At 69.9% G+C, this 24,099-nt stretch carries 23 protein-coding genes and 3 pseudogenes; 16 read left to right on the top strand and 10 right to left on the bottom strand.

What is annotated here, in order from left to right:
- Positions 1-7: 7 nt before the first annotated feature.
- The 3 genes and pseudogenes from IPK81_22435 (at position 8) to IPK81_22425 (ending at position 2,603) form a co-directional block, all read left to right on the top strand.
- Entirely contained in the window at positions 8-865 is an 858-nt protein-coding gene (locus IPK81_22435) for a polysaccharide deacetylase (protein ID QQS12230.1), read from the top strand.
- A gap of 43 nt (positions 866-908) precedes the next feature.
- Positions 909-1,571 carry a hypothetical protein gene (locus IPK81_22430; GenBank protein ID QQS12229.1) on the top strand — a complete coding sequence of 221 codons (663 nt, stop codon included), beginning with the start codon at positions 909-911 and terminating at the stop codon, positions 1,569-1,571.
- 86 nt (positions 1,572-1,657) lie between these two features.
- Positions 1,658-2,603: pseudogene (locus IPK81_22425) on the top strand (IS630 family transposase).
- Positions 2,604-2,635: 32 nt separating this feature from the next.
- Here IPK81_22425 and IPK81_22420 read toward each other — a convergent pair.
- Entirely contained in the window at positions 2,636-3,469 is an 834-nt protein-coding gene (locus tag IPK81_22420) for a hypothetical protein (protein QQS12228.1), read from the bottom strand.
- 16 nt (positions 3,470-3,485) lie between these two features.
- Positions 3,486-4,367 (bottom strand): phytanoyl-CoA dioxygenase family protein, encoded by an 882-nt coding sequence (locus IPK81_22415; protein QQS12227.1) that lies wholly within the window; start codon positions 4,365-4,367, stop codon positions 3,486-3,488.
- 117 nt (positions 4,368-4,484) lie between these two features.
- Between IPK81_22415 and IPK81_22410 the strand changes: the two genes are divergently transcribed.
- From IPK81_22410 to IPK81_22355, 12 genes and pseudogenes are all read left to right on the top strand, one after another.
- Entirely contained in the window at positions 4,485-5,363 is an 879-nt protein-coding gene (locus tag IPK81_22410) for a DMT family transporter (GenBank protein ID QQS12226.1), read from the top strand.
- A 179-nt stretch (positions 5,364-5,542) separates the two neighbouring features.
- On the top strand, positions 5,543-6,883 hold the full coding sequence (locus tag IPK81_22405) for an extracellular solute-binding protein (GenBank protein ID QQS12225.1): 1,341 nt from the start codon (positions 5,543-5,545) through the stop codon (positions 6,881-6,883).
- 75 nt (positions 6,884-6,958) lie between these two features.
- Positions 6,959-7,901 (top strand): annotated as a pseudogene (locus IPK81_22400) (sugar ABC transporter permease).
- Positions 7,898-8,809: a carbohydrate ABC transporter permease gene (locus IPK81_22395; protein ID QQS12224.1), complete on the top strand. Its 912-nt coding sequence runs from the start codon at positions 7,898-7,900 to the stop codon at positions 8,807-8,809. The pseudogene IPK81_22400 and the gene IPK81_22395 overlap by 4 nt, the downstream one beginning before the upstream one ends.
- 7 nt (positions 8,810-8,816) lie before the next feature.
- Positions 8,817-9,917 carry a sn-glycerol-3-phosphate ABC transporter ATP-binding protein UgpC gene (gene ugpC / locus IPK81_22390; protein ID QQS12223.1) on the top strand — a complete coding sequence of 367 codons (1,101 nt, stop codon included), beginning with the start codon at positions 8,817-8,819 and terminating at the stop codon, positions 9,915-9,917.
- A gap of 73 nt (positions 9,918-9,990) precedes the next feature.
- A complete protein-coding gene (locus IPK81_22385; GenBank protein ID QQS15221.1) occupies positions 9,991-10,764 on the top strand; it encodes an SDR family oxidoreductase in 774 nt (257 codons plus the stop codon).
- Positions 10,765-10,779: 15 nt separating this feature from the next.
- A complete protein-coding gene (locus IPK81_22380) occupies positions 10,780-11,868 on the top strand; it encodes a malate/lactate/ureidoglycolate dehydrogenase (GenBank protein ID QQS12222.1) in 1,089 nt (362 codons plus the stop codon).
- Between the two features lie 28 nt (positions 11,869-11,896).
- Positions 11,897-12,838, top strand: a complete 942-nt coding sequence (locus IPK81_22375) for a nucleoside hydrolase (protein QQS12221.1) — start codon at positions 11,897-11,899, stop codon at positions 12,836-12,838.
- A gap of 24 nt (positions 12,839-12,862) precedes the next feature.
- A complete protein-coding gene (locus tag IPK81_22370; GenBank protein ID QQS12220.1) occupies positions 12,863-13,264 on the top strand; it encodes a VOC family protein in 402 nt (133 codons plus the stop codon).
- Positions 13,265-13,427: 163 nt separating this feature from the next.
- Positions 13,428-14,772, top strand: a pseudogene (locus tag IPK81_22365) (DUF1446 domain-containing protein).
- Positions 14,769-15,089 (top strand): hypothetical protein, encoded by a 321-nt coding sequence (locus tag IPK81_22360; GenBank protein ID QQS12219.1) that lies wholly within the window; start codon positions 14,769-14,771, stop codon positions 15,087-15,089. The pseudogene IPK81_22365 and the gene IPK81_22360 overlap by 4 nt, the downstream one beginning before the upstream one ends.
- 88 nt (positions 15,090-15,177) lie before the next feature.
- A complete protein-coding gene (locus IPK81_22355; GenBank protein ID QQS12218.1) occupies positions 15,178-16,029 on the top strand; it encodes a metallophosphoesterase in 852 nt (283 codons plus the stop codon).
- A gap of 19 nt (positions 16,030-16,048) precedes the next feature.
- Here IPK81_22355 and IPK81_22350 read toward each other — a convergent pair whose 3' ends face one another.
- The 6 genes from IPK81_22350 to IPK81_22325 all read right to left on the bottom strand — a co-directional run bounded on the left by IPK81_22350 (position 16,049) and on the right by IPK81_22325 (position 21,820).
- Positions 16,049-16,777, bottom strand: coding sequence for an amidohydrolase family protein (locus IPK81_22350; GenBank protein ID QQS12217.1), 729 nt, complete (start codon positions 16,775-16,777; stop codon positions 16,049-16,051).
- A gap of 448 nt (positions 16,778-17,225) precedes the next feature.
- Positions 17,226-17,927 carry an ABC transporter ATP-binding protein gene (locus IPK81_22345; protein QQS12216.1) on the bottom strand — a complete coding sequence of 234 codons (702 nt, stop codon included), beginning with the start codon at positions 17,925-17,927 and terminating at the stop codon, positions 17,226-17,228.
- The gene (locus tag IPK81_22340; GenBank protein QQS12215.1) at positions 17,920-18,663 is read right to left on the bottom strand and encodes an ABC transporter ATP-binding protein; all 744 of its coding nucleotides are present in this window, start codon (positions 18,661-18,663) and stop codon (positions 17,920-17,922) included. Before IPK81_22340 ends, IPK81_22345 begins: the two co-directional genes overlap by 8 nt.
- A gap of 4 nt (positions 18,664-18,667) precedes the next feature.
- On the bottom strand, positions 18,668-19,669 hold the full coding sequence (locus tag IPK81_22335; protein QQS12214.1) for a branched-chain amino acid ABC transporter permease: 1,002 nt from the start codon (positions 19,667-19,669) through the stop codon (positions 18,668-18,670).
- Positions 19,669-20,538, bottom strand: a complete 870-nt coding sequence (locus IPK81_22330; GenBank protein ID QQS12213.1) for a branched-chain amino acid ABC transporter permease — start codon at positions 20,536-20,538, stop codon at positions 19,669-19,671. Before IPK81_22330 ends, IPK81_22335 begins: the two co-directional genes overlap by 1 nt.
- Before the next feature lie 61 nt (positions 20,539-20,599).
- The gene (locus IPK81_22325; GenBank protein ID QQS15220.1) at positions 20,600-21,820 is read right to left on the bottom strand and encodes an ABC transporter substrate-binding protein; all 1,221 of its coding nucleotides are present in this window, start codon (positions 21,818-21,820) and stop codon (positions 20,600-20,602) included.
- A 310-nt stretch (positions 21,821-22,130) separates the two neighbouring features.
- On the opposite strand from IPK81_22325, the gene IPK81_22320 reads away from it, so the two are divergent.
- Entirely contained in the window at positions 22,131-23,186 is a 1,056-nt protein-coding gene (locus tag IPK81_22320) for a hypothetical protein (protein ID QQS12212.1), read from the top strand.
- A 176-nt stretch (positions 23,187-23,362) separates the two neighbouring features.
- On the opposite strand, the gene IPK81_22315 is transcribed toward IPK81_22320, so the two are convergent.
- Both IPK81_22315 and IPK81_22310 read right to left on the bottom strand, forming a co-directional pair.
- Positions 23,363-23,623, bottom strand: a complete 261-nt coding sequence (locus IPK81_22315) for a hypothetical protein (protein ID QQS12211.1) — start codon at positions 23,621-23,623, stop codon at positions 23,363-23,365.
- Positions 23,624-23,679: 56 nt separating this feature from the next.
- The gene (locus tag IPK81_22310) at positions 23,680-24,075 is read right to left on the bottom strand and encodes a PRC-barrel domain-containing protein (protein QQS12210.1); all 396 of its coding nucleotides are present in this window, start codon (positions 24,073-24,075) and stop codon (positions 23,680-23,682) included.
- Positions 24,076-24,099 lie beyond the last annotated feature (24 nt).

Raw genomic sequence — 24,099 nt, 5'->3', positions numbered from 1 at the left:
AGCCGCCATGCGACGCCATATCGCCTGCGTCACGTTCGACCACGACCACATGTCGGGGATGATCGCGCGCGGATTCACGACGCCGACCCCGATCTCGCGCGGCGAGTTCGACATCGTGGCGATCCCCCGCATCGTCGATCTGCTCGCCCGCCACTCGGTGCCCGCGACGTTCTACACGCCGGGCCACACCATCGAGAGCGCGCGGCGCAGCGTCGACCTCTACGTCGAGGCCGGCCACGAGCTGGCGCACCACGGCTGGACGCACCGCACGCCCGCCTCGCTCGGACGCGAGCAGGAGGAGGCCGAGCTGGTCCGCGCCAACGAGCTGATCCGGAAGGTCTCGGGCAAGGCCGCGCGCGGCTACCGATCGCCCGCCTGGGATCTCAGCCCCGACACCGTCGACCTGCTGCTGAAGCACGGCTTCCAGTACGACAGCTCGATGATGGCGCACGACTACGACTTGTACTTCGCGCGCCAGGGCGACGTGGCCGAGCTCGAGGCGCCGTTCCGCCCGGGCGTGGAGACGCCGCTGGTCGAGATCCCCATCAGCTGGTCGCTCGACGACTTCCCCGCGTTCGAGTACATGCGCAACCCCAACGGCGCGATCCAGCAGGGCCTGATGAACGCCACCGCCGTGCTGGAGAACTTCGTCGACGATTTCGTCTACATGACCCGCATCCAGGATCGCGGCATCCTGACCTACACGTTCCATCCGCACGTCGTCGGGCGAGGCCACCGCATGATGATGCTGGAGCGTCTGATCCTGCGCCTGCGCGAGCACGGCGCGGTGTTCATGACGCAGGAGCAGGCGCTGGCTGAGTGGCGCGGATGGCGCGCCGCCGACGCCCGGCGCGCGGCGGAGTAGACTTCCGCCATCCGACGACCGAACGCGACAACAGGGGAACCCAATGGCATCCGCCGCTCCGCTATCGACCTACGCGACGCTGTGCAACGACGTCTACACGCCCACCTCGAAACCGCCGGTGGCGATGGTCCAGCGGGTCATCACCGAGGGCAACTTCGCGGCCAAGATCTACTCCGTGAACAAGACCATGGTGATCGCCTACGCCGGCACCGACGATCTGCAGGACACCCTGCTCGAGGACGTGGTCGGCATCGGCCTGACCGGCGCCACGGTGACGATGCACTACACGACGGCGCTGCGGATCGCGGCGCAGGCCGCCGAGCGCGGCACGATCGAGGTGTGCGGCCATTCGCTCGGCGGAGCCTACGCCCAGCTCGTGGCGCGCGAGCTCGACGTCACCGGCGTCACGTTCAACGCGCCCGGCGCCGCGCACATGAACCCGACCGGCTCGAGCGGCGGCGCCGTCACCCCCGGCGGCGTCATCGGCGGCGACGGCGCGAAGATCGGCGAGTGGCTGGTCCGCGGCACCTACACCTACAACTTCCGCCATCCCACCGACGTGGTCAGCGCCGTCGGCATCCATTGCGGCAACCGCTGCCGGAACCTGCCGATGCCGCTGGTCAATCCCGGCGCCGCCCATTCCATCGTCGGAATCGAGACCTGGCTCAACGCCAACGGACGCGGCCGCGCGCCGGAGCAGTTCTAGAGCGAATTCCCTGAAACGCGAGTCGCGGGGGATTCCCAAGGCGAGGTGGAGATGATTCGATTCCTCGACGGATGTCGGAGGGGTCGATGGGCAAGGCGTACAGTCAGGATCTGCGGGAACGGGTGGTCGCCGCGTTGGAGGCCGGGCTGTCGACGGGTGAGGCGGCGGTCCGGTTCTCGATCGGGAAGGCGACGGCGGGCGCGTGGGGCCGGCTGAAGCGCGCGCAGGGCGACGTGCGGCCGGCCAGGCAGGGCAAGCCGAAGGGTTCGGTGCTGGACGCGCACGCGGACTTCATCCTGGGGTCGCTGGAGGAGAAGCCCGACACGACGCTCGACGAGATGGTCGAGCGGCTCGCGGCGGAGCGCGGGTTGAGGGTGGTGCGGACGGCGGTCTGGAAGTTCCTCGACCGCCGCGGCCAGACGTATAAAAAAGACCGCGCACGCCAGCGAGCGGGAGCGTCCGGACGTGAAGGAGGCCCGGCGGGCGTGGCTGGAAGGCCAGCCCGGCCTCGCCGCCGCGAAGCTGGTGTTCATCGACGAGAGCGGGCTGTCGACCAAGATGGCGCGCCTGCGCGGCTGGGCGCCCAGAGGCCGGCGCTGCCGCGCCGCCATCCCCACGGACACTGGAAGACCGTGACCTTCGTCGGCGGGCTGACGCTGGCCGGCTTCCTCGCCCCGATGGTCCTCGACGGGCCGATGGACGGCGACGCCTTCCGGGCATGGTGCGAGCGGATGCTGGCCCCGGCCCTGCGCCCGGGCGACATCGTCGTGATGGACAACCTCGCCGCCCACAAGGTCTCCGGCGTCAGGCAGGCCATCGAGGCCAGCGGCGCGACGCCGCTCTACCTGCCGCCCTACTCCCCGGATCTCAACCCCATCGAGAACGCCTTCGCCAAGCTCCAAGGCGCACGTCCGCAAGCTCGCGGCCAGGACCATCGACACCCTCGAGGCCGCCACCGCGGACGCTCTACGGAGCTTCAAGCCGCAGGACTGTCAAAACTTCTTCGCCCATGCAGGCTACGGCTGCGATTAACGGGAATCTGCTCTAGCCGCCCGTCCAGCCCGTCACGGTTCCATCCCGAGGCGGATCGAGCGGCAGACCGGCACCATCTTGCCGATGGCGTGGACGATGAAATCGTCGAGCGCGCGTCGGGTGGCGTCGAGCGCCGCGGTCGACGGCGCGGCGGCCGGCGGCGCGAGCCGGCCGATCAGCGCCGGCGCGCGCGCCACCGCCAGCGACTGGACGCCGTCGATCGCCGCGACCAGGCGCCCGTCTTGGCCCGGTGGCGAAAGCGTCGTCCAGAGCAGCGCCAGGAACGGCGGCCAATGCGCCAGATGGCGGTACATGCTCGCGACGATGCGCCCGTCGTCGCGGGCTCCCAGGGCGTTGAGCCGTAGAACCAGCCTCCAGGTCTCCGGCGCCATCTCGTCCCGCGCCAGCAACGGCGGCAGCGCGTCCGGCGCGTCGTTGCCGCCGCCGGCGTGCAGCGCCGGGGCCGGCTCCGCCGGGACGCCGTCGATCCGCGCGCGCAGCGCCGACAGCGTCAGCAGGTTCATGGTGTTGGAGCGGTCGTAGCTGGCGAGAACGCCGCGGATCGCGGTCTCGGCCGCCGCGTCGACGCCGGCGGCGCGCAGGGCGTCGCGCGGCAGGCCGGCGACCGGGACGAGCGGCATGGCGTCCCGCAGCGCCGCCGCCGCGCCCGCCGCCGCACCGTCAAGATAGACCGGACGGACCGAGTTCCACGACCATTCGAGGGCGCCGGGGATGGTCGCGAGATGGCGCCACACGAGGTTGACCACCGGGACGCCGAGCGTCGCGCGGATGTCTGCGTAGAGCCGCGCAATGTCGCCGGTCGCGGCGTCCTCGCGGACCGCCGGGACCGGATCGCCGCCGCTCATCGCGCCGGCCCGGCGGTCACTCCGCCGCCTTGGCCGACGCCTGTCCCTGCACGGTGAAGAACGACGCCGATTTCGGCTGGTTAGGCAGCTCGACGACGCCCGCGGTGAGCCGGGCGACGCGCGCCGGCTTGCCGCGCACGATTTCGCCCTCGTGCGTGTTCGGCATCGGGTTCCGCGCCAGCGGCACGGCGTCGGCGGCGGTGTACACGCAGATGTAGAGGCCGCGCGCGCGGTCGCCGCGGTTACGCTCCGAGCCGTGCGCCAGTTTGGTGTGCATCAGGCACACGTCGCCGGCCCGGCCATGGCACGGCACGCTCCGCGCCAGCAGCGCCTTCTCGGTCTCGGGCGCGACGGCGCCGGTGAAGGTGTCGCCGTCGAACAGCGAGTGGACCTCGCCGCGGTGCGAGCCCGGCACGACGGTCAGCGCGCCGTTGCTTTCGTCGATGTCGTCGAGGAACAGCAGGGCGGTGACGATGTCGTCGTTGGTGTGCGGCGTGTACGCGAAATCCTGGTGGTAGAGCACCTCGGTCTTCGCGCCGGTCAGCTTGAGGTTGATCTTGCAGTGGTGGAACTTGACGTCCGGACCGATCAGGTCGGCGACCATGTCGGTCATGCGGCTGTCGCGCATCGCCGCCAGGTACGCGGCCGAGATGTCCGATGGATTGTTGACGCGCCGCAGCGCCGGCCGGTCGGCGGAGTGCTCGGCCCCCATGTCGAAGCGCGGCCGGCCGTCGATAGTCGGCGGTCCGAACGGCGTCAGGTGCCGCCGGCTCTCCTCGACCCAGCCGGCGATCTCCGCGCGCAGCGCCGCCAGCTGCGCCGGCGTGACGGCGTCGGGCGCGACGATGAACCCGTCGCGCCAGAACTGGTCGGCCTGCTCCCGCGTCAGCGCCTTCATGTCGCGCCCCCCTCCTGGTAACCACAGCTAGTCTCACCGCCCCCGGCGCGGAGTTCAAGGCCGACGAACCAGGCGCCGCTTGCGCGCGCCCGCCACCTGCGATAGCGACCACGCGGAATGACGACGTTCCTCACCCGGTTCGCGCCGACGCTGTTCGCGCTGCTCTGGTCGACCGGCTGGATCTCGGCCCGCTTCGGCGCCGACCACGCCGAGCCGCTTACCTTCCTGTCGTTCCGCCACGCCTTCTCCGCCATCGCGCTCGCCGCGCTCTGCGTCCTGCTGGGCGCCCGCTGGCCGCGGACCGCGCGGGAGGTCGGCCACGCCTTCGCGAGCGGACTCCTGCTCCACGCGATCCACCTCGGCGGCGTCTGGTGGGCGATCGCGCACGGCGTCCCGGCGGGGATATCCGGCCTGATCGCCGCGCTCCAGCCCATACTGACCGCGCTGCTCGCGCCGGCGCTGATCGGCGAGCGGATCGGACGCGCGCAATGGATCGGCGTCGTCCTCGGTTTCGCCGGCATCGGCCTGGTGCTGTGGCCGAAGCTAGCCGGGCCCGTAGCCGGCGATCTCGCGGCGGTCGCGACGCCGATCGCCATCAACGCCGGCGGCATGCTGGCGGCGACGCTGGGCGCCTTCTACCAGAAGCGCTTCCTGGCGCGCTCGGACCTGCTCTCGACCCAGACGCTGCAGTTCACCAGCGCCTTCATCTTCACCCTGCCGGTGGCGCTGGCGGTCGAGTCGTTCCGCATCGAGTGGAACACGACGATCGTGGCCACGATGGCGTGGTCGGTGCTGGGCATGTCGATCGGCGCAAGCTGCCTGCTGCTCCTGCTGATCCGCCACGGCGCGGTGTCGCGGGCGGCGGCGCTGATGTACCTGATGCCGCCGCTGGTCGCCGTCGAGGCGTTCCTGCTGTTCGACGAGCGGCTGTCGGCGGCCCAACTCGCCGGCATGGCGGTCACCGTGGTCGGCGTCGCGCTGGCGACGCGCCGCTGATCCGGGACCGTCCCGACGCCGGGGTCGCGGCCGTCATGCGCGATCGAGGTATGGACCCGGCGCGCCAATTGTGGCTAGCATTGGAGCGGAAGCGCCATCCAAGAGCGCGCGCCGCGGATATAGTGGCGATCAGGATCGCGCCGGCCGCCGGCCGGCCATAGGGAAGTGGAGGAAACTTGATGTCGACCCGTAGAATCACACGACGCACGCTCGGCCGCGCAGCCACGGCCGTCACGGCCGCGACGCTGGCGGCGCCGTTCACGCGCGGCGCCCACGCCGCCGGCAAGCTCTCGCTCGGCCTGTGGGACCACTGGGTGCCCGGCGCCAACAAGACCAGCGAGGCGCTGATCAAGGAATGGGCGGAGAAGGAGAAGGTCGAGGTCACGATCGACTACATCACGTCGCAGGGCAACAAGCTGCTGCTGACGACCGCCGCGGAGTCCCAGGCGCGGTCCGGCCACGACGTGCTCGCCTTCTCGACCTGGCTGCCGGCGCGGTACTCGTCCCAGCTCGTGCCGATGAACGACGTGATGGAGCCGCTGATCAAGCAGAACGGCGCCGTCAACGCCACCGTGGAATACCTCGGTAAAGTCGACGGAAAATGGCTGGCGGTACCCGCCACCATCGGCAGCCAGATCAAGGGTCCGTGCACGCGCATCGATCTGCTGAAGCAGCACGCTGGGCTCGACATCCAGGCGATGTATCCCTCCGGCGCCGCGCCGAAGGCCGACGGATGGACGCTGGACGCGTTCATGAAGGCGGCCGAGGCCTGCCACAAGGGTGGCGTTCCTTTCGGGATCGGCCTCGGCACGACGTCGGACTCCGTCGATACCGCCGGCGCGATCTTCCACAGCTTCGGCGCGATGCTGGTCAACGCCAAGGGGGACGTGACCGCCAAGAGCGACAACGTCCGCAAGGCGCTGGAGTACTACAAGCGTCTCATGACGTTCCTGCCCGAGGACGCCCCGTCTTGGGACGACGCCTCGAACAACAAGTGGCTGGTGTCGGGCAAGGGCACGTTGATCATGAACCCGCCCAGCGCCTGGGCGGTGGCCAAGCGCGACGCGCCGAAGATCGCCGAGCAGTGCTGGAGCCACGGCTTCCCGTCGGGGCCCGCCGGGCGGTTCGGCCCCTTCCTGCCGTTCTTCTGGGGCACATGGAACTTCAGCAAGAACCAGTCGGCGGCGAAGAGCCTGATGGTGTTCCTCAGCCAGGCCGGCGCCGTCGAGAAGATGGTGGCGGCCAGCGGCGGCTACGATCTGCCGTCCTTCTCGAACCTCACGACGCTGAAGACGTGGGCCGAGGAAGGGCCGCCCAAGGGCACGCTCTACCACTACCCGAACCCGCACAACCACCAGACCCTGTCGATCGCCGCGGCGCCCGCGCCGCACAAGATCGCCGAGCAGATCTACACCCAGGGCATCCAGACCCAGATGGCCGTCCGATACTTCAAGGGCGAGACGATGGAGAAGACCATCGCCTGGGCCGAGAAGGAGCTCGAGGGCTTCACGCGCCAGTAGGCGCGCGCCGCTCCGGCGGGGGCGCCGTCCGCGGCGCCCCCGCCCCCAACCGGCAGCAAGAATCGGGAGCCATCCATGGCCGACATCGCCGCGCCCGCGCCGGCGCGTGACATCGCGGACTCGCGCAGCGGGCTCCACAAGCTCATGCAGCGCAAATCGACCATCGCCTTCCTGATGGCGCTGCCGCTGATCATCCTGATCTTCCTGCTGGTCGCCTATCCCGCCGGCTACGCGGTCTTCCTCGCGACGCTGAAGAAATCGATGGGCCCTTCCTGGACGCTGGCTCTTGGCTCCGGGGAACTTCACGTTCCTGTTCGGGCGCGAGACGTTCTGGATGGTGGTCTGGCAGTCCTGCCTGTTCGCCGTGACCGCCGTCATCTTCAAGGCGTTGATCGGCTTCATCGTCGCGCACTTCGTCCACAACATCCCGAGCAAGGGCCAGCGCAAGTGGCGCGGCATGCTGCTGGTGCCGTGGGTCATCCCGCCGGCGATGAGCACGCTCGCCTGGCTGTGGCTGTTCGACCCCTCCTACAGCGCCTTCAACTGGCTGCTGAAGCCGATGGGCATCGGGCCGATCCCGTGGATCGGAGAGACCGGCTGGGCGCGCTTCTCGGTCATCCTCGTCAACGTCTGGATCGGCGCGCCGTTCTTCATGATCATGTACCTCGCGGCGCTCAAATCGGTGCCGGAGCAGCTCTACGAGGCCGCCGCCATCGACGGCGCGACGTGGTGGCAGCGCATCTGGTACGTAACCCTGCCGATGATGCGCAACATCATCGCCATCACGGCGCTGTTCTCGCTGATCGTCACCTTCGCCAACTTCGACATCGTGCGCGTGCTCACGAAAGGGGATCCCTTGAACAGCACGCACATCTTCGGTACGTGGGCGTTCCGCGTCGGCATCGAAAGCGGCGACATCCCGCTCGGCGCCAGCGTGTCGCTCTTCATGGTGCCGATCCTGGCGATCGCCGCCGTGTTCATCCTGCGCGACATCACAAAGAGGGGTAACGAGGCATGACCGCCGCCGCCACGGCCGCGCCGGAGCCCGCCGCGGCTCCGCGCTACGGCAGCATGTCGCGCGACCGGCGCTGGGCTCTGCGCTGGTCGTACTTCTTCCTGATCCTGTTCGCGATCTTCTTCCTGACGCCGCCGATCTACATGTTCATCACGTCGATCAAGACGAGCCAGGAGATCTCGGCGGAGATCAATCCCTGGTGGGTGTTCTCGCCGACGATCGGCAACTACTACGACCTGCTCACGCAGGACGTGTTCCTGCGCTTCTTCCGCAATTCCGCGATCGTGTCTATCTGCGTCGTCACGGTGACGATGGTGATCAGCGTCGTCGCCGCCTTCGCGCTGGCGCGGATGAAGTTCTGGGGCTCGGCGACGCTGGCGACCGGCGTGTTCCTCACCTACCTGATCCCCGAGACGCTGCTGTTCATCCCGCTGTTCAAGATGTTCGCCTGGGTCAACGACACCTTCGGCATCCAGCTGATGAACAACTGGTGGACGCTGATCATCCTCTATCCGACGCTGACGGTGCCGTTCTGCACCTGGATCATGATCGGCTACTTCGCCAGCATCCCCAAGGAGCTGGACGAGGCGGCGCTGATCGACGGCGCCACCTACTGGCAGACGCTGACCAAGATCTTCATCCCGGTCGCCCTGCCGGGCATCATCGCGGCGACCATCTTCGCCTTCACCGTATCGTGGGCGCAGTTCCTCTATCCGCTCGCGTTCACGACCTCGACCAGCGAGCTCGTGCTTCCGGTCGGCATCGTGACGACGCTGATCAAGGGCGACGTGTTCAACTGGGGCCAGATCATGGCCGGCGCGCTCCTCGGCGCGGCGCCGCCGCTCATCATCTACGCCTTCCTCATGGACTACTACATCGCGGGCCTGACCGCCGGCGCGACGAAGGGATAGCGGGAAAATGGCCCAGGTAACGCTGCGCAAGGTCGTCAAGAAGTACGACGAGACACTGGCGGTCCGCGGGATCGACCTCGACATCGCCGACAAGGAGTTCGTCGTCCTCGTCGGCCCTTCGGGCTGCGGCAAGAGCACGACACTGCGCATGATCGCGGGCCTCGAGGAGATCACCGACGGCGACATCGCGATCGGCGGCCACGTCGTGAACGACGTGCCGCCGAAGGACCGCGACATCGCGATGGTGTTCCAGAACTACGCGCTCTACCCCCACATGAGCGTGTACGAGAACATGTCGTTCGGCCTTACGCTGAAGAAGGTCGCCAAGGACGAGATCAAGCGCCGCGTCGACGAGGCGGCGCGCATCCTCGACATCACCGAGCTGCTCGAGCGCAAGCCGAAGCAGCTCTCGGGCGGCCAGCGCCAGCGCGTCGCCATGGGGCGCGCCATCGTGCGCGACCCGAAGGTGTTCCTGTTCGACGAGCCGCTGTCGAACCTCGACGCCAAGCTGCGCGTGCAGATGCGCACCGAGATCAAGAAGGTGCACCAGAAGGTGCGCACGACGACCGTCTACGTCACGCACGACCAGGTCGAGGCGATGACGCTCGCCGACCGCGTCGTCGTCATGAACGGAGGCATCATCGAGCAGGTCGGCGCGCCGAACGACCTCTACCACGCGCCCGCCACCAAGTTCGTGGCCGGCTTCATCGGCTCGCCGGCGATGAATTTCATCCCGTGCAAGCTGGAGGAGGCCGCGGGCGCGCTGCGGCTGCGCCTCGGCAAGGACATCGTGTTCCCGGTGCCGGCCGACCGGACGGCGCGCTACAAGGCGCACGCGGCGAAGTCCGGCCTGCTCTTCGGCCTGCGGCCGGAGCACATCACCGAGGTGCCGCGCCACGTCGAGGCGAACCAGCACGAGTTCGAGGTGACGCTCGACGTCACCGAGCCGATGGGCATGGAGACGCTGGTGTACTTCACCATCGACGGCGTCGAGATCTGCGGGCGCGTCAATCCGAACGCGGGCGCCAAGGACGGCGGCAAGATGCGCCTGCTCGCGGACCTCAACAACATGCACCTGATCGACGATTCGACGGCCAAGGTCCTCTGACCGGGCGGCGACAGACGATCCGGCGGCGCCCCGAGGGGCGCCGCTCGCGTTTCCACTCCGACATTGCGAGGGCATCATGGGTGCGTTGCAGGGCAAGATCGCCTGGGTCACGGGCGCGGGCACGGGCATCGGCCAGGCGGCGGCGGTGGCGCTCGCCCGCGAGGGCGCCACGGTCGTCCTGACCGGACGGCGCAAGGAGCCGCTGGAGCAGACCGCGGCGACGATCCGGGCGGCCCAGGGCAAAGCCGTCGTCAAACCGGGCGACATGATGAAGGCCGCCACGGTCTCGGCCGTCGCGAAGGAGATCGAGGTCGAGTTCGGGCGCTGCGACATCCTCGTCAACAACGCCGGCCTCAACGTGACGGAGCGCAGCTGGAAGCAGCTCACGCCGGAGGGCGTCGACACCGTCGTCGGCGCCAACCTCAACGGCGCCTTCTACGCCGTGCTGGCCGTGCTGCCGATGATGCGGCGGCAGAAGGACGGCGTGCTGATCCACACCGCGTCGTGGGCGGGCCGCTGGGTCAGCCCGCTGAGCGGCTCGGCCTACAACGCCGCCAAGCACGGCGCCGTCGCCATGAGCCACTCCATCAACATGGAGGAGTGCGTCAACGGCATCCGCTCCTGCGTCGTCTGCCCCGGCGAGGTCGCGACTCCGATCCTCGACAAGCGGCCGGTGCCCGTCAGCGCCGAGGACCGCGCCAAGATGGTCCAGTCCGACGATTGCGGCGACCTGATCCGCTACATCGCGTGCCTGCCGCCGCACGTCTGCATCAACGAGGTCGTCATCAGCCCGACCTGGAACCGCGGCTACGTGGCGAACATGGCGCAGCCGCACCTGAAAGTCTGAGGCGCCGCCGGCCCCATGACCGTCACCATCGCCGCGCCCGCGTTGAGCGGGTTCATCGCCGACATCTTCACCGCCGCCGGCTGCTCGCCGGCCGAGGGCGCGCGGGTCGGCAAGTACCTCGTCGAGGCCAACCTGACGGGCCACGACAGCCACGGCGTCGTCCGGGTGCCGCGCTACGTGCAGAACCTGCGCGAGGGCGTGACGAAGCCGGACGCCACGATCTCGATCGTGGTCGAGACGCCGGTGCTGGCGATCGTCGACGGGCATTTCGGCTTCGGCCAGACGGTGGGGCAGCAGGCCGTCGAGCTCGGCATCGAGAAGTGCCGCGGGATGGGGCTCTCGGCCGTGGGCCTGCGCAACGCCGCGCATACCGGCCGAACGGGCGACTGGGCGGAGATGGCCGCCGCCGCCGGGCTGGTATCGGTGCATTTCGTCAACGCCGCCGGCAGCGTTCTGGTGGCGCCCTATGGCGGCGTCGAGCGGCGTTTCTCCACGGCGCCGTACGCCGTCGGCATTCCGCGCGACGGCCGCGACCCGCTGATCCTCGACTTCGCCACATCGATCGTCGCCGAGGGCAAGGTGCTCGTCGCCAGCCAGGGCGGCAAGAAGATTCCGTCCGACGCGCTGATCGGGCCCGACGGCGCCACCAGCGGCGATCCGCACCTGCTCTACGGCGACTACACGCCCGCCGGACCGCGCGTCCATTCGCAGGGCAAGGGCGCGATCCGCGCCTTCGGCGACCACAAGGGATCCGGCCTCGCCTTCATGTGCGAACTGCTGGGCGGCGCGCTCACCGGCAACGGGGCCACCGCGACGGGGCGGCCGTTCAGCAACGGCATGTTCTCGTTCTACGTCGATCCCAAGGTGGTCGACCCCTCCGGCTTTTTCGGACCCGAGGTCGACCGCTACACGACGTTCGTGAAGAGCTCCAGGCCGGCCAAGGCCGGCGTCGACGTCCTGGTGCCCGGCGAGCCGGAGATCGCGGCGCGCGCCAAGCGCGGCGCCGAGGGTGTGCCGCTGGCCGACGACACCTGGGCCAGCATCGTCGCCGCCGCCCGCTCGGTCGGCATCGACGAGGGCCGGATCCAGCGCGCGGCGATGTGACGGCGGGCGTCCGCCGGAGGCTGTCGACATGGCGGCGAGGATCCTGATCGACTGCGACCCCGGCCACGACGACGCGGTCGCGCTCCTGTTCGCCGCGAGGCATCTCGATCTGCTGGCCGTAACGACGGTCCACGGCAACTCGACGCTGGAGAACACCACGCGCAACGCGCTCGCCGTTCTCGAGCTTGCGGGCATCGACGTCCCCGTCGCGCGGGGATGCGCGGCGCCGCTGGCGGCGGCACCGACCACAGCGGCCCACGTCCATGGCGCCAGCGGCCTGGACGGCGCCACCCTGCCCCCACCGTCCCGGCGCCCGGTCGACGCGCACGCGGTCGACGTCATCATCGACCTCGCCTCGCGTCACCGCGGAGAACTGGTCGTCGCCGTCATCGGCCCGCAGACCAACCTCGCCACGGCGTTGCGGCGCGAACCACGCCTGGCCGGCTGGATCCGCGAGATCGCGGTCATGGGCGGCTCGACGACCGGCGGCAACATCACGCCCGCCGCCGAGTTCAACGTCCATTGCGATCCCGAGGCGGCGGCGGAGGTCTTCGCCTCCGGGGCGCCGATCCGCATGGTCGGCCTCAACGTCACGCGCCGCACAGGGTTCGACGGCGGCGACATCGCGCTCCTGCGCGCCGGCGGCGGCCGCGTCGCCGCGACGATCGCCGACCTGATGGCGTTCTATCTCGGCCGCCAGCGCGCGGCCCACGGCGTCGACGTGGCGCCGATGCACGACGTCTGCGCGTTGATGCCCTACGCCTTTCCCGCGCTGGTGGGGTTCGTCGAGACCGACGTGCGCGTCGAGCTGGCGGGAACGCACACCAGGGGCATGACGTTGTGCGACATGCGCCGCCTGCGGCCGGGCGCCGGCCGCATCGCGGCCGCTCCGAACGCGTCGGTGGCGGTCGACATCGACAGCCGCGCCGTCGTCGAGCGCGCGCTGGACGCGGTTCTGTCGTATCGTTGAGCGCGCCGCGGCGCGGAGGACGCCATGACCTTCTCCATCGAACGGATCGACCACATCGTCCTGCGGGCGCGCGACCCGGAGCGCCTCGCGGCGTTCTACCGCGACGCGCTGGGCTGCGCGGAGGAGCGCCGGATTCCATCGATCGGCCTGATCCAGCTGCGCGCCGGCGCGTCGCTGCTCGATCTCGTGCCGCGCGCGCCGGACGCCGGTGGCGCCAACATAGACCACTACTGTTTCCGGGTCGGGCCGTTCGACGCCGACGCCATCCGCGCGCGCCTCGCGGCCCACGGCGTGCGGGCCGGCGACGCGGTCGAACGCTACGGCGCCGACGGCACCGGACCATCGATCTACTTCGACGACCCCGAGGGCAACCAGGTCGAGTTGAAGGGCCCGCCGACCAGCCCGCCAGTCGCCGCCGCGCGCTGAGGCGGTCCGGAAAAAATCGCGCGCGCACGCGATTTCTCCGCCGCACGACAGTCACATTGTCGGGACGCTATGCGCCGAGGCGCGACGGCGTGGCGTCGCGTCCGGGCGGTGCATTGCTGTGGTGCGCCGGCGGCCGGCGTAGGCGTTGAGCGGAGGATGGCGGATGGCGCGGACGGTACGGATCGGATGCGGCGCGGGCTTCTCGGCCGACCGGCTGGAGCCGGCGGTCGATCTCGCGACGCGCGGCCGGCTGGACTACCTCGTGTTCGAGTGCATCGGCGAGCGCACCATGGCGTTCGGTCACCGCGACCGCATGCTGGACGGCGGCAAGGGCTACAATCCGCAGCTGGCGCAGCGCATGCGCGCGGTGCTGGAGCCATGCCGGCGCAACGGCACCACCATCGTCACCAACATGGGCGTCGCCAATCCGCTGGCCGCCGCGCAGCTCACCGTCGGCATCGCGCGCGAGCTCGGGCTGACGGGCCTGCGCGTCGCCTGCGTCGAGGGCGACGACATCGGCCGGCAGGTCCCCCCCGACACGCCGCTGATAGACCGCGCGGGCACCGTCAACGACGTCGGCCTGCCGGTGGTCGGCGCGAACGCCTATCTCGGAATCGAGGCGCTTCTGCCGCCGCTGAAAGCCGGCGCCGACGTCATCATCACGGGGCGGGTCGCCGATCCGTCGCTGTTCCTGGCGCCGCTGGTGCACCGCTTCAACTGGGCGCAGGACGACTGGCAGCTGCTCGGCCGCGGCACGCTGGTCGGCCATCTGCTGGAGTGCGGCATGCAGGTGACCGGCGGCTACTTCGCCGACCCCGGCTTCAAGGACGTTCCTGACCTCGCGGATTGCGGCTTCCCGCTGGCCGAGGTGGCGCTCGACGGCAGCGCCGCGATCTCAAAACTGCCGGACACCGGCGGCTGCGTCACGATGGCGACGGTCAAGGAGCAGCTCCTGTACGAGGTGCACGATCCGGCGGCGTACCTCACCCCCGACGTCACCGCCGATTTCTCGGGCGTCCGCATCGCGGAGGAAGGACGCGATCGCGTCCTCGTCGAGGGCGCCGACGGCGCACGGCGCCCCGACCGCCTCAAGGTCACGATCGGCTTCGACGGCGGCCTGCTCGCGGAGGCCGGCATCAGCTACGCCGGCCCCAACGCGCGCCCGGGCCGCGCTGGCGGCGGAGATCGTGCGCACGCGGCTGACGCGGCGCAACGGATTCGCCGCCGACCTGCGCATCGACCTCGTCGGGGTCAACGCGCTGCACGGCACCGCCCATGACGGGCGGATGGACGCCGCCGAGCCCGACGACGTGCGGCTGCGCGTGGCGCTGCGCTCGCGCCGCCGCGACGATGTCGACACCATGCTGTGGGAGGTCGAGTCGCTGTTGTGCTGCGGTCCGGCCGGCGGTGGCGGCTTCCGCGGCGCCGTCAGCCCCGGCGTGGTCACCCACTCCGCCCTCGTCGCGCGCGACCAGGTCCGCCCGACCTTCCGGATGTTCACGACATGAGCCGTCCCCGCCGCGTCCACGACATCGCCCACGCCCGCGCCGGCGACAAGGGCGACACGTCGAACGTCTCGGTGTGGGTCTACGACCCCGCCGACTACGATCTGCTCAAGCGCGAGTTGACGGTGGAGAGGCTGAAGGCGGCGTTCCCCAAACTGTTGCGCGGCGAGGTCGCGCGCCACGAGATGGACCATCTGCACGGCCTCAACTTCGTGATGCGCGACGCGCTCGAGGGCGGCGTCAACACCTCGCTGAACCTCGATTCCCACGGCAAGTCGTTCAGCTACCTGATCCTCGGCCTCGGGATCGGCGGAGGCTGATGCCCCCGGCTGGCGCGACCGTCGCGGCGATGTAACATCGGCGGTGTCGGATCCGCCCGATCCCCGCCGCCCTCCGGAGCCCGCCGCCATGGCCGACGCCGTCCGCCTCGCCTTCGTCACCGACATCCACCACGGCAAGAAGTCGCTCACCAAGGACGGGCCGGCGGCGTTGGGCCTGCTCGACGAGTTCCGCCGCTTCGCCGCCGAGGCCCGCGTCGACGCCGTCGTCGACCTGGGCGACCGCATCTCCGACGTCTCGCGCGAGGCCGACCTCGTCCTCGAGCGCGAGGTCGCGGAAGCGTTCGCGCCGTTCACCGCGCCGCGCATCCACGTCGACGGCAACCACGACGTCGACTACCTGACGGTCGCCGACAACGATTCGATCTTCCGCCGCAACGCCGGCCACGAGGTCCGCGACATCGGCGACTGGCGGCTGGTGGTGTGGCGCGCCGACACGCGCATCCACTGGCCGGGCACCTTCGCGCTGGTCGACAGCGACCTGGAATGGCTGGCCGAGACGGTGCGCACGGCCGACCGACCGCTGGTGATCGTGGGCCACGTGCCGTTGTCCGGGCAGTCCCAGACCGGCAATTTCTGGTTCGAGAACAACCCGCAATACGCGACGTTTCCGACCGTGGCCCGCGTCCGCGCGGCGCTGCGCGAGGCCACCGTGCCGGTCGTGTCGATCTCCGGCCATGTGCACTGGAACTCGCTGACGACGGTCGACGGCGTCGCGCATCTCAGTCTGCAGTCGCTGACCGAGACGTTCACGACCGACGGGGAAGCATCGGGCGCTTTCGGCCTGCTGGAGCTTTCGGACCGCGTGCTCTGGCGCGTGCACGGCGCCGACCCGTTCGAATGGTCGGGCGACCGGACGCGGTTGTCGCGGAAATGGAAGGCGCCGCTGCCGCCGTTCGCGGACATGCGGCGGAAACGGTGACGCTTGGCGGCCGCGCCGCCTAGGCGAGCCCGAGGAACCGTTCGGCCGTGCGGTAGCGCACGGCATCGGCAAGCGCCGGATCCAACGGCGCGAGATGCGCCTCTAGGTCGGTCACGGCGCCGGGATACGTACAGTCGTAGTGCGGGAAATCGGCACCCCAGATGACGCAGCCGTCCAAGCCCAGCTCCTTCAGCCGCGGCAGCCGCGCGGCCTCGTCCGACTCGATCGAGATGAAGCATCGCTCGCGGAACAGCTCCGACGGCCGGCGCTTGAGCCAGGGCACGTGGTGGCGCATCGACTCGAAATGGCCGTCGAGCCGGTCGAGCCAGTACTCCAGCCAGCCCAGGCCCGATTCGAGGAAGGCCACGCGCAGGTTCGGATGCCTGTCCAGCACCCCGCCGGCGAGGATGTCGAGGCACGCCGCCATCTGCTCAAACGGATGGCAGATCATGTGCGTGAAGAACATGTTGTCGTAGCGGCTGGTGGCGAAGCTCGGCATCAGCGAGCCGAAGCTGCCGTGGACCGCGGCGAAGAGGCCCTCGCCGGCCACGGTGTCCCAGAACGGCCGCAGCCGGTCGTCGTACAGCGCGATGCCCTTGTAGCGCTCCGGCCGGAAGCACACACCCTTAAGTCCGAGCTTGGCGATGTGCGCGGCCTCGCGCGCCGCCGCCTCGACGCTCTGCAGCGGGACGATGCCGACGGCCGCGAGCTTGCCGCGCCCGTCGCGGCACGTCGGCGATCCACTCATTATAGCCGTGGCAGGCGGCGGCGGCGACGTCGGGGCTCTCGATGTCGCCCGCCAGCAGATAGAGCGACGGGAACAGCAGCGACCGTTCGATTCCCTCCTCCTCGAGGACCTTGGCGCGCGCGCCGCCTTCGTAGGAGCCCGGCAGGATGTCATTCCAGGTCGGCACATTTTCCGGGTCGTCCATGCCCCATGGCACGCAGGCGGCCGCAGGACGCAGATTGCGGCGCATGACGCCGTTGATCGAGATCCAGTCGAGCCCCTCGGCGTCGCGCTCGACGCGGATCGTGTCGGCCCGGTGCCGCCGCTCGACATACTCGTCCCACACCGCCGCCGGCTCGCAGATGTGGCCGTCGGCGTCGATCACACGCTTCGTCATGCTCGTCCCTCCCGATCCATTGCGGGGACGGTAGCGCCGCCATCCACCCGAGTCACGGCGGTGACCGGCGCCTCACATCCCGAGATAGGCGCGCCGCAACCCCGCGTCGCCGGCCAGCTCGGGGGCGGGCCCCGACATCGCGATCACGCCGTTCGCCAGCACATAGGCGCGCGCGGCGATGTCGAGCGACTGCACGACGTTCTGCTCCACCAGCAGGATCGCCAGCCCGTCGGCGTTGAGGCGGCGGATCAGCGCGAACATCTCCTCGACCAGCAGCGGCGACAGACCTAACGACGGTTCGTCGAGGATCAGAAGGCGCGGCTCGCCCATCAAACCACGGCCGATCGCCAGCATCTGCTGCTCGCCGCCGGACAACGTGCCGGCCTTCTGCGCGAAGCGCTCGCGCAGCCGCGGGAAGATGTCGACGACGCGCTCGAGATTCGCCGCCCGATTGGCCCGACCGCGGCGGTATCCGCCGAGCTCGAGGTTCTCGCGCACGCTCATGTCGGGGAACACGCGGCGTCCCTCGGGGACCTGGATCAACCCCGCCGCGACGATCGATGCCGGCGGCGCGCCGGTGATGTCGCGGCCGGCGAGCGTCACGCGGCCGGCGAACGGCCTGTGGATGCCCGAGATGTTGTTGTTGAGCGTCGACTTCCCCGCGCCGTTGGCGCCCAGCAACGCCACGATCTCGCCGTCGCCGACCATCAGGTCGATCCCCCGCAGGATCTCGACGGCGCCGTAGCCGGCGCGCAGGCCGGCGACCTCAAGCATGCCCGGCGCCCGCCCGCATCCGGCCCGCCGCGCCGTGCCCGAGATAGGCCTCGACGACGGCGGGATCGGCGGCGATGGCGCCGGGCGCGCCCTCGGCGATCATCCGCCCGTCGTTCAGCACGTAGACCCGCTCCGCCAGGCTGACGACCGCCTGCATGACGTGCTCGATCAGCAGGATCGTCACGCCGCCGGCGCGGATGCCGCGCACGACCGCTACGATCTCGTCGACCTCCGTCGGGTTGAGGCCGGCCATCACCTCGTCGAGCAGCAGCAGCGCCGGCCCGGTGGCCAGCGCGCGCGCGAGTTCGAGTCGCTTGCGGCCCGCGACCGTCAGATCGGTCGCCGGCATATCCAACCGGTCGCCAAGGCCGACACGGCGGCCGACGTCCATGGCCGCGCTTTCGGCCCGGCGGCGTTCGGCGGTGCGCAGGTAGGCGCCGACCATGATGTTGTCGAGAACCGACAGGCGCGCGAACGGCTGCGTGATCTGGAACGTCCGCGCCATCCCCAGCGCGCAGATCCGGTGCGGCGGCAGGCCCGTGATGTCGCCACCCCGGAACGAGACCGCGCCGGCGTCGGGCTTGTGGAATCCGGCGATGGTGGCGAAGAGCGTCGTCTTGCCGGCACCGTTCGGCCCGATCAAGCCGACGATCGCGCCCTCGTCCACGTCGAGCGACGCCCCGTCGACGGCGGTGAGGCCGCCGAACCGCTTGGTAAGGCCGCGGACGATGAGCATAGGCCTACGCGCCCCCGCCCCGACGTCGCGCGCGCCGGAACAGGCTCATGAGCCCGTCCGGCAGGTAGCGCACGATGGCGATCAGGATCACGCCGTAGACGATCAGCGCCAGCGGCTGGGCGTTCTTGACGCCCGGCACCATGTTGCCAAGATCGCGCGTGACCTCGCCGACGAGATGCAGCGCGGTGGCGCCGATCAGCGGACCGAACACCGTGCCCGCCCCTCCGATCATGCTGACCAGCAGCATCTCCACGGATTTGTCGACGCCGAACGCGATCGACGGATCGATGTAGAGGTATTTCTGGGCGTACACCGTGCCGCCGGCCGCGCACATCGCGCCGGAAAGCGTCAGCGCCCGCACCTTCTCGCGGAACACGTCGATCCCCAGGGCGCGGGCGGCGTCCTCGTTCTCGCGGATGGCGACGAGCCGGGCGCCGAAGCGCGAGCGCGTCAGCCACCACGCCAGCGCCAGCGACGCCACGCACAGCGCCAGCGCCACGTAGTAGAACCAGACGGGATCGCGGAACTGGAAGTTCGCCGCCCGTGGATCGGCGGTGATCAGCATACCCAGCCCGCCACGCGTGAACGGCGCCGAGTTGGCCAAGATCCGGAACGCCTCGGCGAAGGCCAGCGTGATCAGCGCGAAATACGAGCCACGAAGACCCGCGCGGAAGCTCAGCGTCGCGATGAGCCAGCCGACGATGGCGCCAGCGGCGGCCGCCATCGGCCAGGCCGCCCACGGGTTCCAACCCCAGGTGACGTGCAGGATCGTCGACACGTAGGCGCCGGTGCCGAAGAACACGACATGGCCGAACGACGTCTGGCCGGCGAACCCGCCCGCGACGTTCCAGCTCTGGCCGATGAATGCCGCGAACAGGATCAGGAACGCGACGTTGAGGGCGTAGCTCGACCGCCACAGCAGCGGCGCCGGCCCGCCGAACAGCAGCGGATAGACCACGGCCGCGCCGAGGCCGAGCGCGCACCAGATCGCCGCCCGCCGCGGCATCACCGCTCCCCGAACAGGCCGGCCGGCCGCAGCAGCAGGATGGCGATGAACACCGCCGGGATCCCGATCTGGCCGAGCTGCTCCCCGAACCGCAGCCCTCCGAGCGATTCCACGATCCCGATCAGCAGCCCGCCGACCAGCGCGCCGGCGAAACTGCCCATGCCGCCGAGCACGACCGTGGTGAATGCGATGAGCACGAAGGCGTGGCCCGACGACGGGCTGACGTAGAAGAACGGCATGAGCAAACAGGCGGCCGCGCCGAGGCAGGCGACGCCGATGCCGTAGGAGATGGCGAACACGTTCTCGACGTCGATCCCGACCAGGCGCGCGCCTTGGCGCTCCTTGGCGACCGCGCGGATCGCCTTGCCCGTGTCCGTCAGCGCGATGAAGGCGCCGAGCAGCGCGCACAGCAGCAACGACGCGCCGAACGAGATCAGCTTGGGCAGCGGCAGCAGCGCGGGGCCCAGCGTGACGAAACGGCCGGCGTAGGACACGTCGATCGTCTGGGTGTCGCCGGTGAACAGGAACAGCGCGGCGTTGTCGATGATGATCGACAGGCCCAGCGTGATCAGCAGGATGTTGTCGTCCTTGCCGCCGCTGAAGCGCCCGATGACGCCGCGGTAGAGCGCGTAGCCAAAGGCGAAGGCGCCGCCGGCGACGACCGGCAAGGCGAGGTAAGGATCGAGGCCGACGGGCTGGCGGAACAGGTAGAGCACCGCGTACATCGCCAGCATGAGCAGGCTGCCGTGCGCGAAATTGACGATGTGCAGGACGCCGTAGATCAACGTCAGGCCGACGGCGACCAGCACGTAGACGCCGCCCGCCATCAACCCGTTGACGATGCCGGCGAAGGCGATGTCGAGGGTCATCGCGGCGCGCGCGCCGGCCGGCCGGGAGCGCGCTTCCGTCCGCCGGCCGCCGGATTTCCGGTCAGTTGAATTTCGGCCGCGGGAACACCGCCTTGGCCGAGGCGAACTGGGCCGGCGCGACCACCTCGATCTCGCCCTTGAGCGACTGCATGACCGCCGGAAGGCCGCCCTCGTTCTGCCCGTCGACGAACTTGGTCGGGCCGTAGGGCATCAGATCGGCCTTGAAAGTCGACTTGCCCAGCGCGTCGATCAGCTTCTCCTTGTCGGCCGAGCCGGCCCGCTCCAGCGCGTCGGCCAGCAGCGCGACGCTGGTGTAGGAAAGGTAGACCTCGAAAGTGAAGAGGGCGCCGCCGGCCTCGACCCGCTTCTTCAGCGCCTGCGCCGACGCGCTGAGCGGATTGAACCAATGGTTGGTGTCCATCATGTACTGCGAGGCGTCCGCCATCTCCTTGACGAACTTGTAGTTGAAGCCGCCGCCGAGCACCGAGAACATGCCCATCAGGTCGACCTTCTGCTGGAACAGCGTGCGGGCGAGCAGCATGTACTCGTTGCCGTAGTTCGACATCATGACGATGTGCGGCGCCAGCGAGCGGATGCGCAGCGCGATGTTGTCGAAATTGCGGGTCGGATTGTCGTGCGCGATCAGCTCCTTCGCCTCGATGCCGATCGACGGCAGCTTGCCGGCCAGCAGCTTGGCGGTGCCGGTGCCGAACTCGCCGCTCTCGTGCACGATCACCGCCGTCTTGGCGCCGCCACCGGCGCCCTTGTTGAGGGCGCCGAGCGCCGCGATGCCGTCGTCGACGCACCGGCCGAAGCCCGGCTTCATGCGGAAAACGTTCTTCAGACCGCGCTTGACCAGCAGGTCCGACGCGCCGACATCGATCAGGAACGGCGTGTTGTACTTGGCGGCCGCCTGGGTGGCGGCGATGCCGACCGGACTCTGGAAGCAGCCGACATAGGCCGCGACCCCGGCCTCGTTCATCTTCTCGACCTCGCTGACCCCGACCTCGACCTTGGACTGGCTGTCGCCCAGCACCGCCTCCAGCTTCGCGCCGCCCATCGACTTGACGCCGCCCGCCCGGTTGAGGTCCTCGATCGCCATCGTCGCGCCAAGCCGGCTCTGCTGGCCGTTGTAGGCGACGAAACCGGTGACCGGATGGATGAGGCCGACTTTGACCGGCTTCGCCTGGGCGCCGCCGATCGACGGAAGGCCGAGCGATCCGGCCGCCATGGCGGTCGTCCCGGCGATGAAAGCGCGGCGCGACGCGCCCGTGCCGATCATTCTGCGCGACATGTCGATCCTCCCGCGATGTCCGGTGCGGCCCCGGTCGACGCCGGCGCCGAGGGCCCTTCCCGCAGCGACGCTACGGTATCGCCCGTGCCGAAACAACAGAGTAGGCGCCGCCATGCCGGACCCGAAAGCCGCGACGCTCCGTTTCACCTGCGCCGGCCGGGGGTGGCGGACCCGTCCGCCGACCGGGAGTGTTCTTCCCGCGGCCGACGGCGTACACTTCGCGCCGCCAGCCGCGCCCGCCGGCGCGGTTGCGTTGCCCGATCCGACGAGGACCCGCATCGCGCGCGGGACAAACCGCATGGCCCAATCCCAGCCGACCTTCGAGACGTTGCTCGTCGACCCCAAGGAGTTGGGTGCGTTCCTGTATTCCTGCGCCTACGTGAGGGTGCTCGCCTCCGACACCCTGCTCATCTCGGAGTCGACGGGCATGCTCTGGGGCCTGGGCAATGCCTTGGGAATGGCCGGCGGCTCGGCGCAGCGCGTGACCGAGCGCCTCACGCCGAACCAGCGCCGGGCGGCCGCGCTTCAGGTCTACAACAACATGCTGGCCGACTATCGCGGCCTGCTGTCGAACCCCGCGGCTCAGCTGCGGTTCCTCACGTCGATGCAGGCCCAGCGCGACCGGCGATGGGGGGAGATCCGGGCCAAGTTCGACGCCGCCGAGGCCCACAACGCCGCCGCCGACGCCGCGCTCACCAGCGCCGCGCGGACGTGGAACAACGTCCAGGCCGTCTGCACGGTGGCGCTGTGCTGCCTGGCGCCGGTGGCCGGCGTGGCGCGGGCCGGCGCGACCTTCGTGATCGTGCTCGGCACCAAATCCGTGATCGCGTTCGCCCAGAGCGAGCATTCGATGGCGTCGTTGAAGGCGTTCGCGCTGTGGAGCGCGCAGAGCGGCGCAGTCACCCTGGGCGAGATATCGAACAAGGCGTTCGAGCTGGTCAAGGACGGCTCGATCGACGGCGCCCGCACCGCGCTGGGACGCGCGACCGCCAACTACACCAAGGAGCTCGGCGTCATGCGCGAGGAAGTGCTGCGGTTGCGCGCGCAGATGGAGGCGACCCAGCGGCAGATGCTGGCCGAGCGGCCGGGATCGGGCATCCGCCAGGCGATGCAGCGCTCGATCTCGCAGAACGCCGCCGAAATCCAGGAGATCGAAGCCCGCATGGCGACCGTGGGCAAGGGCGCCGTGGACGCCAGCCGCGGCGGGCAGCGCCTGCTGGGATTCGGCACCAAGGTGGTGCCGCTGGTCTGCTGCGCCATCGACGTGGTGTCTGAGTACCAGCGCTGGTGGGAGGCGAACGACCAGATCGAGTACGGCGCCGCCGGAGGCCGGCGGGCGCCGTCCCACCGCTGAGGAATCTCGGCGCTCGGGCGCCGCCGGCCATCAGCGCCTCGCGGTCCACCGGCGCGTGGAAGAAATCGCCGGGCCGGAGATCGGGCCCGGGATCGCCGCGCAGGCGGCGCTGGCGCGGCGTGCGGCGCTCGATCAACGCGCTTGGCGCCCAGGTCCGTCCGATAGGGCTGTGACGATCAGCCCGACGGCTCGTACACGCAGAACGCCCGGGCGCGTTGGCCGATCCAGCATTGTCCTTTGAGGTTCACGTAGCCCAGCTCGCGACCGTCGGCGTCGCACAGGTCGGGACATGACACCTCCGTCTGGCGGCCCGGCCAGCGCGCGAGCGCCGCCCGGAACATGCGCGACGCCTCGGCGTAGCCGCCGATGGGATAGAGGCGCTCGCCCACCTTCATATGGGTCACGCGGAACCCCGATTCGCGTTGGTCGACGGACATGGCGATCTCCCGAACCACTGGAACACGACAAGGTTCGGCGGCCGCCGCCGTGCGTCCTACTCCTTCGAGTATTTGAACTCCGGCAGGTTCTGCAGACCTTCCTTCGTCGCTCCGGGCAGCATCACCTTGTTGTCCGCGAAACGAAGCGCGTCGTACGGCACGGCGACCAGTCGGGTTCCCATGCCCAGGAATCCGCCGACCGAGAGGATGGCGTAAGGCGCTTTGCCGTCGGCGCTGATGATGACCTCGTCGATCTTCCCGACCGTCTCGCCCGCCGAGTTGATCACGGCGCTTCCGATGACGCTCGACGCCCGGAAGCCGGTCGACACGCGCACGACATCGACCTTGACGAGTTCGACGGTCTGGGGCTGGCCCTGGCCGAGGGCCGCCGTGCAGAATAGGAGGGGGACGGCGACGATCGCCGCAGCGGCGAGCAGAGACGGGGATTTCATGGCGTGTCCTTCATCGGGGTACGC

It is taken from the genome of Rhodospirillales bacterium (assembly GCA_016699855.1).
Taxonomy (GTDB): domain Bacteria; phylum Pseudomonadota; class Alphaproteobacteria; order Reyranellales; family Reyranellaceae.
This window is presented reverse-complemented; position numbering and strand designations above follow the sequence as displayed.

Bases quoted from the DNA above. Each gene is read 5' to 3' on its own strand.
- IPK81_22335 (QQS12214.1), bottom strand. From the start codon at position 19,669: ATGCCGCGGCGGGCGGCGATCTGGTGCGCGCTCGGCCTCGGCGCGGCC.
- ugpC (QQS12223.1), top strand. From the start codon at position 8,817: ATGGCCCAGGTAACGCTGCGCAAGGTCGTCAAGAAGTACGACGAGACA.
- IPK81_22350 (QQS12217.1), bottom strand. From the start codon at position 16,777: ATGAGTGGATCGCCGACGTGCCGCGACGGGCGCGGCAAGCTCGCGGCC.
- IPK81_22405 (QQS12225.1), top strand. From the start codon at position 5,543: ATGTCGACCCGTAGAATCACACGACGCACGCTCGGCCGCGCAGCCACG.
- IPK81_22325 (QQS15220.1), bottom strand. From the start codon at position 21,820: ATGATCGGCACGGGCGCGTCGCGCCGCGCTTTCATCGCCGGGACGACC.
- IPK81_22330 (QQS12213.1), bottom strand. From the start codon at position 20,538: ATGACCCTCGACATCGCCTTCGCCGGCATCGTCAACGGGTTGATGGCG.
- IPK81_22380 (QQS12222.1), top strand. From the start codon at position 10,780: ATGACCGTCACCATCGCCGCGCCCGCGTTGAGCGGGTTCATCGCCGAC.
- IPK81_22375 (QQS12221.1), top strand. From the start codon at position 11,897: ATGGCGGCGAGGATCCTGATCGACTGCGACCCCGGCCACGACGACGCG.
- IPK81_22410 (QQS12226.1), top strand. From the start codon at position 4,485: ATGACGACGTTCCTCACCCGGTTCGCGCCGACGCTGTTCGCGCTGCTC.
- IPK81_22315 (QQS12211.1), bottom strand. From the start codon at position 23,623: ATGTCCGTCGACCAACGCGAATCGGGGTTCCGCGTGACCCATATGAAG.
- IPK81_22395 (QQS12224.1), top strand. From the start codon at position 7,898: ATGACCGCCGCCGCCACGGCCGCGCCGGAGCCCGCCGCGGCTCCGCGC.
- IPK81_22420 (QQS12228.1), bottom strand. From the start codon at position 3,469: ATGAGCGGCGGCGATCCGGTCCCGGCGGTCCGCGAGGACGCCGCGACC.
- IPK81_22430 (QQS12229.1), top strand. From the start codon at position 909: ATGGCATCCGCCGCTCCGCTATCGACCTACGCGACGCTGTGCAACGAC.
- IPK81_22355 (QQS12218.1), top strand. From the start codon at position 15,178: ATGGCCGACGCCGTCCGCCTCGCCTTCGTCACCGACATCCACCACGGC.
- IPK81_22435 (QQS12230.1), top strand. From the start codon at position 8: ATGCGACGCCATATCGCCTGCGTCACGTTCGACCACGACCACATGTCG.
- IPK81_22360 (QQS12219.1), top strand. From the start codon at position 14,769: ATGAGCCGTCCCCGCCGCGTCCACGACATCGCCCACGCCCGCGCCGGC.
- IPK81_22370 (QQS12220.1), top strand. From the start codon at position 12,863: ATGACCTTCTCCATCGAACGGATCGACCACATCGTCCTGCGGGCGCGC.
- IPK81_22345 (QQS12216.1), bottom strand. From the start codon at position 17,927: ATGCTTGAGGTCGCCGGCCTGCGCGCCGGCTACGGCGCCGTCGAGATC.
- IPK81_22340 (QQS12215.1), bottom strand. From the start codon at position 18,663: ATGCTCATCGTCCGCGGCCTTACCAAGCGGTTCGGCGGCCTCACCGCC.
- IPK81_22310 (QQS12210.1), bottom strand. From the start codon at position 24,075: ATGAAATCCCCGTCTCTGCTCGCCGCTGCGGCGATCGTCGCCGTCCCC.
- IPK81_22415 (QQS12227.1), bottom strand. From the start codon at position 4,367: ATGAAGGCGCTGACGCGGGAGCAGGCCGACCAGTTCTGGCGCGACGGG.
- IPK81_22320 (QQS12212.1), top strand. From the start codon at position 22,131: ATGGCCCAATCCCAGCCGACCTTCGAGACGTTGCTCGTCGACCCCAAG.